Below are 17784 nucleotides of genomic sequence, written 5' to 3'. Positions count from 1 at the left end.
GGCGGTACGGCGATCCGACTTGCTCGCGAAAGCGGTGTTTCAGTCAACTCAGATTTTGAATGTTGAACCGCATTCGCGAGCAAGCCCGCTCCCACATTTGCCCGAGGGGTGCTTGGGATTAGCGAACAGCCACGGCCTGCGCAGTGGCATCGGTAAAGTCGAGGACCTTGCCGCCCTGGGCCGTGGCGAACTGTTGGGCCTGGCCTTTGAGCAGGAACGCGCTCAGCTGCCCTTTGCCATCGGTGGCAAACCACGCCTGATCCGCCAGCAACTTGATCCCGCTGTCGCTGGCCTGGGCGTACACCGCGCGGATGCTCCTGCCTTCCTGCTTGAGGCTGGCCAGCGCGGCAAACGCCGCTTGCGCCGAGGCGTACTGGCGGACTTTCGGCTCGCCGCGTACCCAGATTTCCGCCACGTGGCTGAAGTCGGTGATGGCTTGGCCGCTAGCGGCATCGACGGCTTTGAGCGGCGCCTGCCCGTAACTGGCCAGTTGCGCGTTGTAGTCCAGGTTCGAGGCCTTGAAGGCGGCGCGGATGTATTGGTCGTCGATGAAGGTGTTGAGATCCAGACCGCGATCGGCCTTCTTCAACAACTTGAGGGTATCGATGGCGGTACCCACGGCCTGACGGTATTCCGGCTTCCAGCTCAGGTCGCGGGTCTGCACACCGAGGGGGCCATGGAACAGGTAATTGACCTCGGTATCGACCCCGGTGACCTTGGCGATCAACTCGCTGTATTTCTCCGGCTCAGCCGCCAGCAACTGGTTGGCTTCGATACTCGCCCGCAGGTAAGCGACGACGATTTCCGGGTACTTCTTCGCATAGGCCTGATCGACCAGCGCACCGTGGAAGGTCGGCGCGTTGGCTTGGGAACCGTCATAAATCTTGCGGGCGAAACCACGGCTCGGGAACAGTTCGGCGAAGGGCACGAAGTCGGCATGGGCATCGATCTTGCCGGCCTGCAACGCGGAGCCGGCGACTTCCGGCGGCTGGGCGATGATGTTCACGTCCTTGAGCGGGTCCCAGCCCTGGGCCGCGACGGCGCGCAGCAGCATGCCATGGGCGGTGGAAGCGAACGGCACGGAAATGGTCTTGCCCTTGAGCTCTACCAGCGACTGCACGCCCGATGCGCTTGGCACCACGATGCCGTTGCCGCTGCCCTTGATGCTGCCCGACAGCACGCTGATGAACAGGCTGTGCTTGCTCGCCGTTTCGAACGCCACGCCGTTGAACGCACCGGGGAAGTCGGCCATGGCACCGAAGTCGAGTTTGCCGGCCACCATCTCGTTGGTCAGGGGGGCGCCGCTGGTGAAGTTTTTCCACTGCACCTCGTATTGGGCGTCTTTGTAGGGGCCATCGTGGGGCAGGTATTTGTCCAGCAACCCGAGTTCGCGAATCAACAATCCGCCGGCGGCGCAGTTGATGGTGGTGTCCTGGGTGCCGATGGCAATGCGGATGGTTTCGGCCGAGGCCGACAGGGTGAATGAAGCCAGTACCAGACCGGCCAAAGCTGCGCGCAACATCATGAGTATTTCCCCTCGAATCATTTATTGGATGTTCGTCTCCGCCACGATCAGGGCGCGGTGGGAAACGAGGGGTGTTTTGAATCAGGCGTCCGGTTGTTGCCGGATGGCGTTTTGGGTTGTCTGTGCTGGCCTCTTCGCGGGCAAGCCCGCTCCCACAGGTTTTTCTGGTGTACGCAGGACTTGCGTCTGGCCTCGATCCCTGTGGGAGCGGGCTTGCTCGCGAATGCGTCCGTTCAGTCAATGGAGATGCCAGCTGTGCCGGCCTCTTCGCGAGCAAGTCGAATCGTCGCACCGCCGCTCCCACATGGTCAGTGTTTCAGCGCAGCAGGTACGGGATGTCTACTTTCACCGCCCCGGTCGGGCAATCCTTTTCACAGGGCATGCAGTACCAGCATTCATCGAAGGCCATGTAGGCCTTTTGCGTGGCCGGGTTGATCGCCAGCAGGTCCATCGGGCAAACATCGACGCACACGGTGCAGCCTTTGTGGGCGATGCATTTGTCCTCGTCGACGGTGACGGGGGCGTTGGAACGGAAGAAGATTTCCTGGGCTTGATAGGCCATTTCACGGTCTCTCTCTTGGGTGATGCTCAAGCCGCATCGGCACCGACCCGCAACCGGTCGTAGGCCTGCATCTCGTCGGCATCGAGCGGAATGATGTAAGGCTCGACGGCTTTCTTGAAACTGCTCATCAAACCGTTTTCGTCTTTCTTCAGGTGGCAATGGCAGAACCAGTCGCGGTCGTTGCGTTGTGGGTGATCGACGCGATGGTGGTAAAGCCCCCAGCGGCTTTCGGCGCGGAACAATGAAGCGCGGGCGGCCATTTCGGCGCAGTCGCGGATCATGCTGACTTCCATGGCGCGCATCAGCTCGTGGGCGTTGTGGGCCTTGATCTGGTCGAGGTCGCGCTGGATGTCGCTGAAGCGTTGCAGGCCGATCTGCATCTTCTTGGTCACTTTCGGCGGTTGCAGGTAGTCGTTGACGAAGCGTCGCAGCTTGTATTCGACCTGGGCCGGTGGCAGGCCGTACTCGCGATCCAGCGGTGCGTAGACCCGTTGTTTTTCGGTTTCGATCTGCCGGGCATCCAGCGCTGAAAACTCGCGCCCGGCGACAAAGTCCGCCGCGTTGTGGCCGGCGAACCAGCCATAGGTGAACGCGCCGAGCATGTAGTTATGCGGCACGGCAGCCATGTCCCCCGCCGAATACAAGCCCTTGACCGAGGTCTCGGCCTTCTCGCTGACCCACACCCCCGACGCCGAATGCCCGCTGCAAAAACCGATCTCGGAAATGTGCATTTCGACCATCTGCGTGCGGTAGTCGGTGCCGCGATTGGCGTGGAACTGGCCGCGACTCGGACGCTCGTTACTGTGCAGGATCTCTTCGATGTTCTGGATGGTTTCCTCGGCCAGGTGATCGAGCTTGAGGAACACCGGGCCATTGCCGCTTTCCAGCTCCTGATGGAACTCCCACATCATCTGCCCGCTCCAGTAGTCGCACTCGATGAAGCGTTCGCCCTTGTTGTTGGCGGTGTAGCCACCCAAGGGGCCGGTGACGTAGGCGCAGGCCGGGCCGTTGTAGTCCTTGATCAGCGGATTGATCTGGAAGCATTCCAGGTTCGCCAACTCGGCCCCGGCGTGGTAGGCCATCGAATAGCCGTCGCCGGCATTGGTCGGGTTTTCGTAGGTGCCCATCAGATAGCCCGAAGACGGCAACCCCAGGCGTCCGGCCGCACCGCAGGCGAGGATCACCGCCTTGGCCTTGATCACATGGAAGTCAGCCGTACGGCAATCGAAGCCCATCACGCCGTTGACCGCGCCCTCTTCATCCGTCAGCAATCGGGTGCAGACCAGGCGATTGGTGATGCTCACCCGCGCCCGTTTCAACTGCCGATAGAGGACTTTCTTGATGTCGTGCCCTTCCGGCATCGGCAACACATAAGCGCCCATGTGGTGAACCTTCTTCACCGCGTAGTCGCCGGTTTCGTCCTTCTCGAATTTCACCCCCCAGCGGTCCAGTTGTGAGAGGGTCTCGAAGCTGTGGGTGGCATAGGCGTACACCGCGGCCTGATTGACGATGCCGTCGTTGGCGATGGTGATTTCCTTGGTGTACTGCTCCGGCGTCGAGTGACCGGGAATGATCGCGTTGTTCAGGCCGTCCATACCCATGCTGATCGCGCCGCTGCGCTTGACGTTGGCCTTGTCGATCAACAATACCCGCAGGTCGCGGTTGCGTTCCTTGGCCTTGATCGCCGCCATGGGGCCGGCGGTGCCGCCGCCGATAACAACGATGTCGTATTCCTGCTCCAACGTGCTGCGCGTCATGCCTGCTCCCCTTTTTGCCGGTCGATCCGCAGGCGGTACTGGAAGGCATCGCCACGGTAGAAAAGGTGTTCGAAGTCAAGCGGCCAACCGTCGACATCGTGGGTCAAGCGTTCGATGCGCATGATCGGCGAGCCGGGTTCGACGCCCAGAGCCCGAGTCAGGTCGCTGTCGGCCAGCACCGCATCGATGGCCAGGTCGGCGTGCCCCAGGGCCAGGCCGCAGTCGTTTTCCAGGATCTGGAAAATGTCGCGGGTGACCAGGTCGGCTTTTTCCAGGCGCTCGCCAACGGCCTTGGGCAGGTAAGTGATTTCCAGGGAAATCGGCTCGCGATTGATCAGGCGCACCCGTTTGATCTGCGCCACGACCTCGCCTTCGGCGACCTGCAAACGCTCGGCAACGAGCTTGTTGGCGGCAATGAATTTGAAGCTGCGCAGACGGTTGATCACCTCATAGCCGCGACCGGTCATGGACTCGGCCAGGCCTTGCAGGGTGCTGACGTTCTGGAAGGTTTTCGGCTTGGCGACGAAGGTGCCCTTGCCGTGGATCTTGAAGATCAGCCCTTCCTTTTGCAGGTCGCCCAAGGCTTGGCGCACGGTGATGCGGCTGACGCTGAACAACGCGCCAAGCTCGCTTTCGGAAGGCATCTGGCTGTCTTGCGGGTATTCGCCATCGAGGATGCGGGCGCGCAGCACGTCTCGCAGCTGGGTGTGCAACGGGACGCTGCTCAGGGATAGAACGTTATCGGTCATGGCAGATCACTTGTTATAACGAGTTATGACGTGATCTTAGAGAGGTTATGACACGCTTGAGAAATACCGAATGCGCATAAGGTTAGAAGTGCGAAGCAAGAACAAATGTGGGAGCGGGCTTGCTCGCGAAGGCATCCTGTCAGTCAACGCTGATGGTGACTGACACTCCGCTTTCGCGAGCAAGCCCGCTCCCACAGGGGGTTAAGTGTGACCTGAGGATTCAGCGCCGCTTGAGGATCTGCTCCATCACCCAATCGGTCTTCAGCGCCTGCTCGGCTAGGCCGGGTGCTGCGCCTCGCCGCGAATATACGCATTCATGCCCAATACGTGGTGCCACTGAATGTGGGCGTGATGCTCGATGTTCAGGCTGAGGTGTTCATCGATGTGCAGCTCGACCGGGTGTTCATTGAACACTGCCACAACCGATCATGCCCCAGCGCACCAGGTTCATAGGCACTCCTTGCGGCTCAGCCGACGCGCAATGCGCGCAGGTCCAGTCGACCGTCCTTGAGTGGCGGGCACCAGTAGTAGCCACCGGTGATCGGACGGCTGATGCGGTACAAACCATCGGTGACGCCGTCTTCCAGGCCACTCATGCGGCGCAGTTGGGCTTCGAAGGCATCGAGGGAAAAACCGAAGGCCAGGAACATCAGGCCGGCGCGGTCGCCTTCGATCCACGGCATCGAGCGGCGCACCACGAAGGCCTCGGGCGCAAAGCTTTCCTGGGCGGTGCGTTTGACGTGGGCGGAAACCGGCGCGTCGTCGATCTCTTCGTTATCGCTCAAGCGACGGCCCATGATGTTGTCTTTTTCATCCGCCGACAGCCCATGGAAACCTTTCAAGTCATGCTGCCACTGCTGGATCGCGGCAAAGCTGCCACCCACCGTGCCATCCGCGCCCTCACCCACCAGGGCGGCGGTCACGGCGGCTGCGTCGTGGGGGTTCTCGGTGCCATCTTCGAAGCCGGTCAGGTCATGCCCGGTCATGTGGCGGAAGGTTTCGTTCATCTGCACCAGACGCAACGCCGGGGCCACTGCCGCTTCGATGGCGTTGCTGCGGTTGAGCAACTCACCACGGTCTTCACCGTGCAGCCAGCACCAGAGCGCGTGTTGGGTCGACGGATTGTCGACGCCCACACCGGTCAACGCCGGAAAGGTTCGCAGGCCATCGATCTGCCCATCCAGTGCCTTGACCAGGGATTCACCGAAGCCGACGACAGCCGATTTCCCGTCCACCAGTTGCATCAAGTTGTCGAGCGCGGCCGGCAGTGCCGCAACGGACTCGAGGGCGAAGAACATATGACGGGCTTGAGGCGGAACAGGGGTGGCGAGAATGCCCGACTGGTAATGGCTCATATGAACTCCTTGAAAAAGAGCATGGAGTTTAACCGGAGTACGAGGGTTTGTGTGGCGTCAGAGGCCTGGAACCTGTGGCAATGGGGGCTTGTCGGATCGCCGCACCCCGCCAGCAATGCCGCAAAGACGCACCCCACCATGGCCAAACAAAGGCTAGGCTTTTCAGTTAATCGGCTTGCCCGCATGGCTGTTCTCTCATTGGCTGCCCGGCCAGCCGGGTGCAGCTTTTTTTTGTTGTGATCAAGGAGAGTCAACATTAAGGCACCCCGCGTGGGCGGGTTGAGGGCATTGGGGGCCAACAAGGGGCGCTTCTGAGGCCATGACGCAAGGCCCGATAAGTCCCCGGACATCACGCCGTGCGGCAAAACGCTGAGATGAGTCATGACAAGCGTTGCTGAGGTCTGCTAAAACGATTCATCAGTGCATCAGCCAATCCAGAGGGGTAGCGACATGACCACAGCCAATATTCTCCAGAACCTGTTCCCAAGCCCCGCCGACATCCCGGAAAAGTACCGCCTTGACGGCCAGACCGAGCAGCGCGAGTACCTGGTCGATGGCCAACTCAGAACCTGGGACGGGCCGCTGGCCCAGGTCCGCAGCCCGGTGTACCTGGCAGGCCCGAATGGCGACGAACAGGTGATCCTCGGCAGCACGCCGCTGCTGGATGCCGACACCGCGTTGACCGCCCTCGACGCCGCGGTCCGTGCCTACGACCGCGGCCAGGGTCTGTGGCCGACCATGCGCGTGGCCGAACGCATCCAGCACGTCGAAACCTTCCTCGGGCGCATGCGCGAGCAGCGCGACGCCGTGGTCAAGTTGCTGATGTGGGAAATCGGCAAGAACCTCAAGGACTCGGAAAAGGAGTTCGACCGCACCTGCGACTACATCGTCGACACCATCAATGCGCTGAAAGAACTCGACCGCCGCTCCAGCCGTTTCGAACTGGAACAGGACACCCTCGGCCAGATCCGTCGCGTGCCGATGGGCGTGGCCCTGTGCATGGGGCCTTACAACTATCCGTTAAACGAAACCTTCACCACGCTGATCCCCGCGCTGATCATGGGCAACACCGTGGTGTTCAAGCCGGCCAAGCTCGGCGTGCTGCTGATTCGCCCGCTGCTGGAAGCCTTCCGCGACAGCTTCCCGACCGGGGTGATCAATGTCATCTACGGCAGCGGCCGCGAGACGGTCAGTGCGCTGATGGCCAGCGGCAAGATCGACATCTTTGCCTTCATCGGCACCAACAAGGCCGCCAGTGACCTGAAAAAACTCCATCCCAAACCACACCGCTTGCGCGCGGCACTGGGCCTGGATGCGAAAAACCCGGGCATCGTCCTGCCGGAAGTGGATCTGGACAATGCGGTCAGTGAAGCGGTGACCGGCTCGCTGTCGTTCAATGGCCAGCGCTGCACCGCGCTGAAGATCCTGTTTGTCCACGAAGATGTGGTCGAGTCCTTCATCGACAAATTCAATGCCAGGCTCGCCAACCTCAAGCCCGGCATGCCCTGGGAAACTGGCGTAGCCCTGACGCCACTGCCGGAATCGGGCAAGGTCGACTATCTGCATGCACTGGTGGCGGACGCCGAGAGCAAGGGCGCCAAGGTGGTCAACCCCAATGGCGGCGAGGCTCGTGCGTCGTTCTTCTACCCGGCGGTGCTGTACCCGGTCACGCCACAGATGCGGGTTTATCAGGAAGAACAATTCGGCCCCGTCATCCCCATCGTGCCGTACCGTCATCTGGATACCGTGATCGACTACGTGCTGGAGTCGGATTTCGGACAGCAGTTGAGCATCTTCGGCACCAACCCGGTGGCGGTCGGCCGGCTGGTGGACACTTTCGCCAATCAGGTCGGGCGCATCAACCTCAATGCCCAGTGCCAGCGCGGGCCGGACACCTATCCCTTCAATGGTCGCAAGAACTCGGCCGAAGGCACCTTGTCGGTACATGACGCACTGCGGGTGTTTTCGATCCGCACCCTGGTGGCCACCAAGTTCCAGGAGACCAACAAGGACCTGATCAGCGAGATCATCAGCGGCCGCAGTTCGAGCTTCCTGACCACCGACTACATCTTCTGAGGAGAGTCAGCCTGAGTACATCCAGAGCCCATCGACTGCCACCCTTGCTGCGCCGACTGCTGCGTCCGTTGCTGGACCCGTACCGGCGCTACCGCCATGCCCGGGTGATCCATGCGGTGCGGGTGTCACTCGGGTCGCTGGCGACGATCCTGCTGACCACCGGGATCAACCTGCCCCACGGTGAGTGGGCGTCGGTGACGGCCTGGTGTTGGTGGCACAACAGGCCTGGCTCGGGATGCCCTGGCTGACCTATTTCGCGATGTCGGTGGTCTGCGGGTTTTTCTCGTATCACGCCATCGGCAAGGGGGTACACCGCGCTGCTGTCGGCGATTACCGTGTTCATCGTTGCGGGGCACGGCGATGGTGCAACTTCGCTCACTGATGCCCTCGGTGTCCAAGGAAGTGAAGATTTCCATGACCGAACTGGATGCCCTCCAGCGCAACCTGCGCATGTGCGTCAGCACCCTGGAAATCCTCGGCAATACCCGACCGGATGCCAATGACCCCGAGGCGATGTCGCTCCTGCAAACGGCATTGAAAGCCGAGCATCGACAGATTCGCGTGCAATTGATCGGCATGGCCCGGGCGTTGAAATCAGGCGCCGCCCAGCGGCTCAATCGGCCCGTGGATGTGCCGCTTGTCAGCCTTGATGCGCCGGTCTACAACACGCTGGACGGGTATCGCTTGCTGACTCAACAACTGGCCGCCAACGTCGGTGAGATGCGCCAGCGACTGGCCAGTAACGCGTCGCGCTGGAACATCTGACGCCTGGGTCGCGGGTTACGGCGTCACCGTGCGCCGGAACTTCAGTGACCAGCCTTGTTGCATGCCGGCAGCGGCCAGCAGAATTGCCGCGACACCGATCCATTGCAGCGGCTCCAGACGATGGCCGAAAGCAAACCAGTCGACGAAAATCGCCGCGATCGGGTAGATGAAAGACAACGCGCCCGTCAGCGCCGTCGGCAGTTTTTGAATCGCGCCGTACAGCAACACGTACATCACACCAGTGTGCACCATGCCCAGCGTCACCAGGCTGGCCCACGCGCTCGGTGCCTGCGGCAATACGGAAAGATTCGCCAATGGCGCGAGCAACAACACGCCCGTGCTGACCTGGATCAGCGCGATCAAGTGCGGCGGGGTCCCAGTCAAACGCTTGATGATCAACGCGGCAATCGCATAGAGAAACGCCGCGCCCAAGGCCAAGGCAATGCCCATCAGGTAATCGCTGCCGCTCTCGCCCTGGCTGCCATGGGCGCTGACAATCGCCAGCATCCCGAGAAACGAAACGCCCAGCCAGGTCAGTTTCTGCGCGGTGATCTTTTCGTTGAGGAACAACGCCGCCAGCCCGACCAGCATGAACGGCTGGACGTTATAGACGGCAGTGCCGATGGCAATTGACGCCCGGGAATAGGACGCGAACAACAGCACCCAGTTGCCGACAATCGCTACACCGCTGAGCACCGCAAGCAGGAACGTTGTGCGGGTCAGAATGCCGGGGCGCAGAAAGCCGAAGGCCGCGCAAATCAGCAGTAAGGTGCCGGCACCGAACAGGCAGCGCCAGAACACCACGTCCAGCACCGGTTGCCCGGACACCAGCACGAACCAGCCGATGGTGCCGGAGATCAGCATGGCGGCCGTCATTTCGAACGAACCGCGGCGTAGGGTTTTGTCCATCATCAGACTCCTGTGTTTGTGGCCAAAGTATGCCAATGCACCCAGGGGCTACTCCAGAGCAAAAAGCAGGCTAAACTCGGGATCTGCCTTTTTTATAAAGGCCATTTTGAAAAAACGCCTAACAGAGGGTTTCGCCATGACCGATGACATCGACCAGCTGCTGATCACGGCGCTGATGGAAGACTCGCGACGCTCGCTCAAGGCCCTGGCGCAAATCAGTGGCCTGTCCTCCCCCAGTGTTGCCGAGCGTCTGCGTCGCCTGGAAGAGCGTGGCGTGCTCAAGGGCTACACCGTTGAAATCGACCCGAAATGCTTTGGCTATCAACTCCAGGCCATCGTGCGTATTCGCCCGCTGCCAGGGCAATTGCAGGAAGTGGAACGGCAAATCATGGCCATTCCCGAATTCACCGAGTGCGACAAGGTGACCGGCGACGACTGTTTCATTGCGCGCCTGCATGTGCGTTCGATGGAACAACTGGACACCCTGCTCGACCGCCTCAACACCCACGCTGAAACCAATACGGCGATCGTCAAGAAAACCCCGGTCAAGCGCCGGTTGCCGCCCATGGCGTGAGTGATATTTGTTTCAGCCTGAAGTAGATTGACGGTTTCCGGCGAAGGATTGACGGCATGAAAACTCAGGCAATGCTACTCGTGGCAATGATGCTTGCGGGTTGCGGCACGATTCAGACGGTTGTGCGCGGTGACGAAGTGGCCGCAAAAAGCCTCAAGGACCACAAGAGTTATTGCGGCGCGGTACCGCGAATCTACAGCGGCGTGACCTACGACTTTTGCACGCTGAATGCGCCCCTGGAAAAAGGCCGCGATGCGCAGGTACATGATAGTGCCCCTGCCATTGTGCTGATTGACGTGGTCATCTCCGGCGCACTCGATACCTTGTTGCTGCCCTACACCATCTACCGCCAGCAAGCCGATGGCAGCATCGTCATTGCGGAGTAATCCTGGATTTGTGGCAATAAAAAACCCGCCTGAGCGGGTTTTTCAGTTCAAGGCCGAGGATCAGTCATCACGGCTCATGATGCCGAACAGCTGCAACAGGCTGACGAACAGGTTGTAGATCGATACATACAGGCTAATGGTGGCCATGATGTAGTTACGCTCGCCGCCATGAATGATGGCGCTGGTCTGGAACAGGATGCAGACCGAGGAGAACAGCACGAAACCTGCGCTGATCGCCAGTTGCAGGCCGCTGATCTGGAAGAACAGGCTCGCCAGCGTTGCACCCAGCAGCACGAAGAAACCTGCCGTGATGAAACCGCCGAGGAAGCTCATGTCCTTGCGGGTAATCAGCACATACGCCGACAGACCGCCGAACACCAGCGCCGTCATCGCGAAAGCCGAGCTGACCACTTCAGCGCCGCCCTGCATACCCAGGTAACGGTTGAGGATCGGGCCCAGCAGGAAACCCATGAAACCGGTCAGGGCAAATGCCGATACCAGGCCCCAGGCCGAATCACGGAGTTTGTTGGTGAGGAAGAAAAGACCGTAGAAGCCGATCAGCACCACGAAAATGTTCGGGTAGCCAACATGCATCTGCTGGGCAACGTAGGCTGTCACACCGCTGAAAGCCAGGGTCAGGGCGAGCAAGCCGTATGTGTTGCGCAGGACGCGGCTAACCTCTAGCTGCTCAGCCTGCACGCTGTTATTAACTGCGTAATCCTGTTCGCGCATGGCGACACTCCTGTTGGTTTGAAACGTTCAGTCGCAAAGATCATAACAGACGCTCTGTAACAAGCTATGCAGAGAGTTTGACAGTGTGTTTCATTCAGGTATTATGGCGCCCGCAACGCAAACGGAGGTGTGGCCGAGTGGTTTAAGGCAACGGTCTTGAAAACCGTCGACTGTAACAGGTCCATGAGTTCGAATCCCATCGCCTCCGCCATCTTTATACGACAAAGCCCTGATTATTCAGGGCTTTGTCGTTTCTGGGGTTTGGTAAAAAGCCCCAACCCACACTTCAGCCTACACCCTGGATGGAGTCCTGCTTTTCGAGCAGCGGCCAGTTTTTCGAATGGTCTCTTTGTCTCTACCAAAAACGGTCGGTGAAACAGCCGCTACTCTCTCCATAAATGGGGCACTACACCCACTCAACCGGGCATTTACCACCTAAGTTGAGGAATATTCCCCACTCCCCCCCTACTCCCAACTGTAACATTCAGAAACAAATTGCTAATTAATTTGAACTTTTTCTTCCCACCATGGTAGTGGCTCATTAGTTGCACCACCCCCTGATACCCGCAACAGCTGTCGTCCCGGACATCATGGAGACGGCGGGGCTTGCCAGCTTCGGCATGACGCAAGGGGTGAAAAATGAAACGCGCGACACTACCATGCAGCTCCATCGCCTTGCTGCGCAGGTCACTGCCCTATGCGATGCTCCTTACCCTGACCACCGTCAACGCCGTACCGCTGGATGATTTCGGCCCGCCACCACCGACGGACCCCTCGGCGTTTAGCAACCCGCCGGCCGATCTCGATGCCGCGGCGGATGCCTTACGGGCCATGCCACCCGTCAACCAGGGCGCCATCGCCCTGCCCAATGGTGTTTTTGGCACCCGCACCACGCCAACGGCCGACAACGTGCTGCCGCCAGCCCTGCAGACATCCTTCAAAATCCCCACCAATGGCAAGCCCAGCCCATTGTTCGGCGCCCAGCCGTACACTCAGCAACTGCTGCTGTTCGAAGAATTCGGCACGGAAAAACTCGACCCGACACTGCCGGCACCGCCCCTGACCTTCCCGGTTCCGATCGTCGGCCCGGCGCCCACCCAGGACCCGAACAACATCGCCCGCAGCGGCCCTTCGCCCACGGCGCTGGAAGCCTTCATGCGCCAGCCGGGGCTGTACCCGTTTCCGTCGCAGTTTTCCAACGTGCTGGACCGCAACCCGTGGAAAGTGCAGATCGAAGCCTTCCTCAACCGCCATCCGGTCGGCTCGCCGGCCGAAGGTCGTCCGCCAGGAAAAGGCTGGTCGCACCAGCGCTGGAACGAGTTCTTCCCGCAGGTCGGCTTCAAGACCGTGCAAGCGGGCGCCCAGATCAACAGCGGCATGCGCGACCGCCGACAGTTGCACAACTACGCCGTCGGTGAGTTCGGGCCTGGCGGGCTCTACAACCAGACCTCGAACACCCCGGTCATTGCGGGCACCACCAAAGGCATAAGTGTCCGTTTTCACCCCAACATGCCGATTCAGAACCACAAGGCGCTCTGGACCTTCGACGGCACCTTTCCGCCAAAACTGTTGATGGTGCGTTACGGTCAAGCCGCGCTGATGCGCCACTACAACGCCCTGCCGATCGATCCGGCGGCCAACATGGGGTTTGGCCTGCACACCCTCACCACCCACGAACACAACGGCCACTCCCCGGCCGAAAGCGATGGCTTTTCCGGTGCGTTTTTCTTTCCGGGGCAGTACTACGACTATCGCTGGCCGATACAACTGGCCGGTTACGACACCATCAACACCAGCGCTCAGGATCCGCGTGCAGCGTTCCCCTGCGGCCCGGGCGAAACCCTGTTCGTCAACGATGCCACTCCGGGCCTCAAGACGTGCAACAACGGCAGCATCAAGATCCGTGGCGACTGGCGCGAAACCATGAGCACCCACTGGTTCCATGACCACATGGTCGATTTCACCGCGCAGAACGTCTACAAGGGCAACGCGGTGATGATGAATTACTACAGCGCCCTGGATCGTGGCAACGAAGCGCTGCAAGACGGCGTCAACCTGCGCCTGCCCAGCGGTTCGGCGTTGCCTTGGGGCAACCGCGACTACGATGTGAACCTGATGATTGCCGACAAGGCCTGGGACGCCACTGGCCAGCTGTGGTTCAACCCGTTCAACACCGACGGTTTCCTCGGCGATCAGCTCCTGGTCAACTGGCAGTACCAGCCGCGCCTGAATGTGCGGGCGCGCAGTTATCGCTTCCGCATCCTCAATGGCTCGGTATCGCGCTACTTCAGGATCGCGCTGGTGCGTGAAGTCACCGGCACCGGCGGCGAATTCCCCGGCCCGGCCGGTTCCGGCCTGTCCTATAGCCGCGTGCCGTTCCACTTGATCGCCAACGACGGCAACCTTATGGAATATGCCGTGCCGTTCGACGGCAGCCTGGACCTGGAAGGTAACGGCGACATGCAGAACCACAACGCCATCCTGCCGACCATGGGCATCGCCGAGCGTTACGACATCATCGTCAACTTCGCGAAAAACGGGATCAACACCGGCGACAAGCTGTACTTCGTCAACCTGATGGAGCACCACGACGGCAAGGGGCCGGAGGCTACACTGCTGAGCCTGGCCGATGTCCTGTCCGGGACGTACAAGGCGGTGCTCAAGCTGGGCAGCAAAGGGCTGGAATGGGACGGCGGCGACCCGGCGGTGGGCAAGTTCCTGCAGCTGGTGGTCCAGCCTTATGCCGGGCAAGACGTGAGCATGAACCCCGCCGACTACGAACCCGCCAAACCGGGCAAACCGGCCGGCAAGACCATGATCCCGCTGACCCTCAACCGTGACGATCCGGCGGTGCAGGCCAAGCTCAAGGTGGCGCGGCATCGCGAGTTCATCTTCGGCCGCTCCGACGGCACCGACGAAGCACCCTGGACGATCAAGACCGACGGTGGTGAATTCGGCTTCCCCATGGACCCTCGAGTCATCAGCGCCGCCCCGCAACTGGCCAACGGCCCGACCCCTGCCGGGTTCTCCGGCGACGGCACCCTTGAGGTGTGGAAAATCAAGAGCGGCGGCAATGGCTGGAACCACCCGGTGCACGTGCACTTCGAAGAGGGGATCGTCCTCCACCGCGATGGCAACCCGCCGCCGGAATGGGAGAAATGGGCGCGCAAGGACGTCTATCGCATCGGCGATGGCATCGACAGCTCGGTGGATGTGGAAATGGCGATCCGCTTCCGGGAATTCGCCGGGACTTACATGGAGCACTGCCACAACACCCAGCACGAGGACACGTCCATGTTGCTGCGCTGGGATATCGAGCACCCCGGCCAGTTCCAGTTGATGCCAGCTCCCCTGCCCGGCTGGGACGGCGTCACCTACGTCAATTCCTCCGCGTTGCCGACCTTCCGCACTGGCGATACCCGTACCAATAACGAAGGCGATAACCAAAAACCGATCGCCAACCCCGACAGCGCCGTCAGCAACAACGGCCAACCGGTGATCATCAACGTGCTGGCCAACGACACCGACCCTGACGGTAACGTGCCACTTAGAGTGGTGGGCCTGGAGCAACCGGACTCCGGCAAGGGCGTGGTCAGCACCGACGGTCTGCGCGTGACCTACACACCACCGGCCACGGTCCCCGCGCCGTTCACCGCGACCTTTTCCTATAGCGCCAGCGATGCCAAGGACGCGGAGTCGGCACCGGCGACGGTGTCCGTAGCGGTCTCGGCAGCAGTCAATGAGAGCCTGATCGTCACCAGCGCTACCGTCACCGCCCGCAGCAACAGCCGCTACTATTGGGTCCTGTCCGGCACCACCTCGCGTGGCACGGGCAATACCATCACGGCGACTGCCACCACCACAACCGGTACGGTGAACCTTGGCGCCGCCGTCCTGACGCCTACGGCTACAGGCGCGCGCTGGAACATAGCGGTGACAACCGCCGGCAGTGGCCCGTCGCCGAGCCCGACAGCGACCATCAAATCGGCCTTCGGCAAAACCGTGACGGTGCCGATAAAGGCGAACTGAGTTAAAACCTGGCTTTAGCAATGAGGGCTTCATTGAGCCCTCTTGCTACAAGCCCCCCCACTTCAGCCCAGACCCTGGATAAACCCCGTGCAACGGGAAACCATCGGCCAGAAGCAGTAGTGACAACGAACCCGTCCATTACGCAACGGTCATAACAGCTGAAGGCAGCGCAAATTCACGAGCGATGCCTGCAATTCACACATTTCAGGGTGCGCCGGATAACCTCAGTGGGTTCGGTTCCTGCGTGACACAGGCACTTGCCGCTGCTCTCATCCCCCTGCTCCCTCGACGGAGTACGCAAATGACTCAATCAATGCGGTTCTTCCTCTCGTTCTTCCTCGCGATTGCAACATTGGCATCGGCCGGTTTCCTGAACAATGCCGCAGCGGCCACCGCCGAGGATCTGAATGCCGACGCTCGACAAGCGTTGCAGACGCTCTACAAGACCAATCCATTCTCCGAAACCATCTCGCACCAAGCCAAGGCGGTGCTGGTCTTCCCGAACATCATCAAGGCGGGACTTGTGTTCGGCGGCAGCTATGGCGAAGGCGTTTTAATGAAGGGCACGAAAGTCGAGAACTACTACAACTCCGTCAGCGGCTCATGGGGGCTGCAGGCCGGCGCCCAGTCGTACGGCTATGTGGTTTTCCTGATGACCGATAAAGCCGTGGACTATGTAGCCAAAACCAAGGGCTGGGAAATCGGTGTAGGGCCAACAGTCGTGTTTGTGGATGAAGGGGTTGCGAAGAACCTGTCCAGCTCGACGCTGAAAGACGACGCCTACGCATTCATCTTCGACCAGCAAGGATTAATGGCGGGGGTCAGTATCGAGGGAACGAAGATTTCTCTGATCAAGCGCTGAAGTCACCGTCTGACTGGCCATCGGGAGCGTGATGGCAGCCTGTGCCAACCCGGATGGGTTTTCCCGTTTAGGCTAGGCTGTCCTCACTCCTGGCGCACAGACAGAACCTGATGATTGGGAAGCCATCTGGACGAGCAAGGCTGTTTCGACCGTTCATTGATACAGGTCTAAACATTGAACGAGCGAATCCTGATAATGATTTTCCAGTTTTTAGGTAGGCCTTAAATGACTTCACAGCTCTTTCAGGTTCACGGCCTCGTGAGTTTTACCCTCGCCATCCTCCTGCTTTTCCTCGGCAAGACCCTCGTCCAGCACAACACCTTTCTGCGTCAATACTGCATCCCCGAATCGGTAGTTGGCGGCTTCGTCTGTGCGGCGGTGACGTCCTTGCTGTACTTCGGCCTGAATATCCAGATCGAATTCGATCTGCAAGTTCGCGACACCCTGCTGCTCTATTTCTTTGCCGGCATTGGCTTGAAATCGGACATGCGCCAACTGCTCAAGGGTGGGCGCCCGCTGCTGATCCTGCTGCTACTCGCCGCTGTGTTCATTCTGCTGCAGAACTCGCTGGGCATGGGTGTGGCCGAAGTTTTTGGGCTTGATCCCAAGGCGGGCTTGATGGTGGGCTCCATTTCCCTCACCGGTGGAGTGGGCACCACCCTGGCCTGGGCACCGCTTTTCGTCGAAAAACTGGGCATCAGTAACGCCCACGAACTGGGCATCGCCAGCAACACCGTCGGCCTGATTGCCGCTTGCGTCATCGGCGGCCCTATCGCCAACCAGCTGATACACCGTTATCAACTGACGCCGTCCAGGGATGCGGAACTGGAAGTCGGCATTCTCGAGCAACAACCGGGCAAGGCGCTGGACTACTACGACGTGCTCTGGGCCTGGATGTGGCTCAACCTGACCCTGATGGCCGGTTACGGGCTCAACCTGGTGCTGGTCGATGCCGGCGTCACTCTGCCCAAATTTGTCAGCTGCCTGTTCGCGGGCATCGTCATTCACCACCTCGTTCTGGCCTTTGTGGGTGATCAACGACTGAAAACCTGGAGCGGCGCCAGCCTGGGGCTGTCGCTGATCTCCGATATCTGTCTGGGCATGTTCTTGACCATGGCCCTGATGGGGCTTCAGCTATGGCAACTCAACGGCGCGTTGATGTTCATTCTGTGCGCAATGACCCTGCAAATCCTGCTAACGGTCGCCTATACGTATTTTGTGGTCTTCCGCTTCATGGGGCGCAATTACGAAGCCAGCGTGATCGCTTCCGGATTCGGCGGGATTGCCCTCGGCTCCACGGCGACGGCCATCGTCAACATGTCGACCGTGACGCAAAAGTACGGTGCGGCACACCAGGCCTTCCTGATCGTGCCGCTGGTGTGTGGCTTTTTCATAGACCTGGTCAATGCCGTAATCATCAACATGTTCAGTGGTCTATAGCGACCTCAGTCCGGCTATCGGACGGCCAGACTGAAGACAGGAAAGCAGACGAAAGGAGCAGCA

13 protein-coding genes, 1 tRNA gene and 2 pseudogenes are annotated in these 17784 nt (G+C 60.3%); 8 read left to right on the top strand and 8 right to left on the bottom strand.

Annotation, left to right across the window (positions count from 1 at the left end; translation table 11 throughout):
- Positions 1-118: 118 nt before the first annotated feature.
- From AC3IT6_RS12640 to AC3IT6_RS12615, 6 genes and pseudogenes are all read right to left on the bottom strand, one after another.
- Entirely contained in the window at positions 119-1525 is a 1407-nt protein-coding gene (locus AC3IT6_RS12640) for an ABC transporter substrate-binding protein (RefSeq protein ID WP_489355919.1), read from the bottom strand.
- A gap of 316 nt (positions 1526-1841) precedes the next feature.
- Positions 1842-2087 (bottom strand): 4Fe-4S dicluster domain-containing protein, encoded by a 246-nt coding sequence (locus AC3IT6_RS12635; protein ID WP_489355917.1) that lies wholly within the window; start codon positions 2085-2087, stop codon positions 1842-1844.
- A gap of 26 nt (positions 2088-2113) precedes the next feature.
- The gene (locus tag AC3IT6_RS12630; RefSeq protein ID WP_489355915.1) at positions 2114-3844 is read right to left on the bottom strand and encodes a fumarate reductase/succinate dehydrogenase flavoprotein subunit; all 1731 of its coding nucleotides are present in this window, start codon (positions 3842-3844) and stop codon (positions 2114-2116) included.
- Positions 3841-4593 (bottom strand): GntR family transcriptional regulator, encoded by a 753-nt coding sequence (locus AC3IT6_RS12625; protein ID WP_489355913.1) that lies wholly within the window; start codon positions 4591-4593, stop codon positions 3841-3843. The genes AC3IT6_RS12630 and AC3IT6_RS12625 overlap by 4 nt, the downstream gene beginning before the upstream one ends.
- Positions 4594-4813: 220 nt before the next feature.
- Positions 4814-5010, bottom strand: a pseudogene (locus AC3IT6_RS12620) (gfo/Idh/MocA family oxidoreductase); the annotation flags it as partial.
- Between the two features lie 50 nt (positions 5011-5060).
- A complete protein-coding gene (locus AC3IT6_RS12615) occupies positions 5061-5948 on the bottom strand; it encodes a Dyp-type peroxidase (protein WP_489355910.1) in 888 nt (295 codons plus the stop codon).
- Between the two features lie 450 nt (positions 5949-6398).
- Here AC3IT6_RS12615 and AC3IT6_RS12610 point away from each other — a divergent pair, with 450 nt between their 5' ends.
- The gene (locus AC3IT6_RS12610) at positions 6399-8024 is read left to right on the top strand and encodes an NADP-dependent glyceraldehyde-3-phosphate dehydrogenase (RefSeq protein ID WP_489355908.1); all 1626 of its coding nucleotides are present in this window, start codon (positions 6399-6401) and stop codon (positions 8022-8024) included.
- A 68-nt stretch (positions 8025-8092) separates the two neighbouring features.
- A pseudogene (locus AC3IT6_RS12605) lies at positions 8093-8789 on the top strand (hypothetical protein).
- A gap of 15 nt (positions 8790-8804) precedes the next feature.
- Here the strand turns inward: AC3IT6_RS12605 and AC3IT6_RS12600 are convergent.
- Positions 8805-9698 (bottom strand): DMT family transporter, encoded by an 894-nt coding sequence (locus tag AC3IT6_RS12600; protein ID WP_489355906.1) that lies wholly within the window; start codon positions 9696-9698, stop codon positions 8805-8807.
- A 136-nt stretch (positions 9699-9834) separates the two neighbouring features.
- Here AC3IT6_RS12600 and AC3IT6_RS12595 point away from each other — a divergent pair, with 136 nt between their 5' ends.
- Positions 9835-10272 carry an Lrp/AsnC family transcriptional regulator gene (locus AC3IT6_RS12595; RefSeq protein WP_046038550.1) on the top strand — a complete coding sequence of 146 codons (438 nt, stop codon included), beginning with the start codon at positions 9835-9837 and terminating at the stop codon, positions 10270-10272.
- 56 nt (positions 10273-10328) lie between these two features.
- Positions 10329-10658, top strand: a complete 330-nt coding sequence (locus AC3IT6_RS12590) for a YceK/YidQ family lipoprotein (protein WP_489355904.1) — start codon at positions 10329-10331, stop codon at positions 10656-10658.
- Positions 10659-10718: 60 nt separating this feature from the next.
- Here AC3IT6_RS12590 and AC3IT6_RS12585 read toward each other — a convergent pair whose 3' ends face one another.
- Complete coding sequence (locus AC3IT6_RS12585; RefSeq protein ID WP_057714309.1) at positions 10719-11390, bottom strand: Bax inhibitor-1/YccA family protein; 672 nt, start codon at positions 11388-11390, stop codon at positions 10719-10721.
- Positions 11391-11513: 123 nt separating this feature from the next.
- On the opposite strand from AC3IT6_RS12585, the gene AC3IT6_RS12580 reads away from it, so the two are divergent.
- From AC3IT6_RS12580 to gltS, 4 genes are all read left to right on the top strand, one after another.
- A tRNA-Ser gene (locus AC3IT6_RS12580) sits at positions 11514-11601 on the top strand.
- A gap of 491 nt (positions 11602-12092) precedes the next feature.
- The gene (locus AC3IT6_RS12575) at positions 12093-15419 is read left to right on the top strand and encodes an Ig-like domain-containing protein (protein ID WP_489356545.1); all 3327 of its coding nucleotides are present in this window, start codon (positions 12093-12095) and stop codon (positions 15417-15419) included.
- A 301-nt stretch (positions 15420-15720) separates the two neighbouring features.
- Positions 15721-16281 carry a lipid-binding SYLF domain-containing protein gene (locus tag AC3IT6_RS12570; protein ID WP_150723586.1) on the top strand — a complete coding sequence of 187 codons (561 nt, stop codon included), beginning with the start codon at positions 15721-15723 and terminating at the stop codon, positions 16279-16281.
- 225 nt (positions 16282-16506) lie between these two features.
- Complete coding sequence (gltS, locus tag AC3IT6_RS12565; protein ID WP_489355901.1) at positions 16507-17721, top strand: sodium/glutamate symporter; 1215 nt, start codon at positions 16507-16509, stop codon at positions 17719-17721.
- The last annotated feature ends 63 nt before the right edge of the window (positions 17722-17784 follow it).

This window comes from Pseudomonas sp. KH_017 (assembly GCF_057840285.1).
Note: the sequence above shows the minus strand (reverse complement) of the source record. Positions and strands in the feature narration are given on the sequence as shown.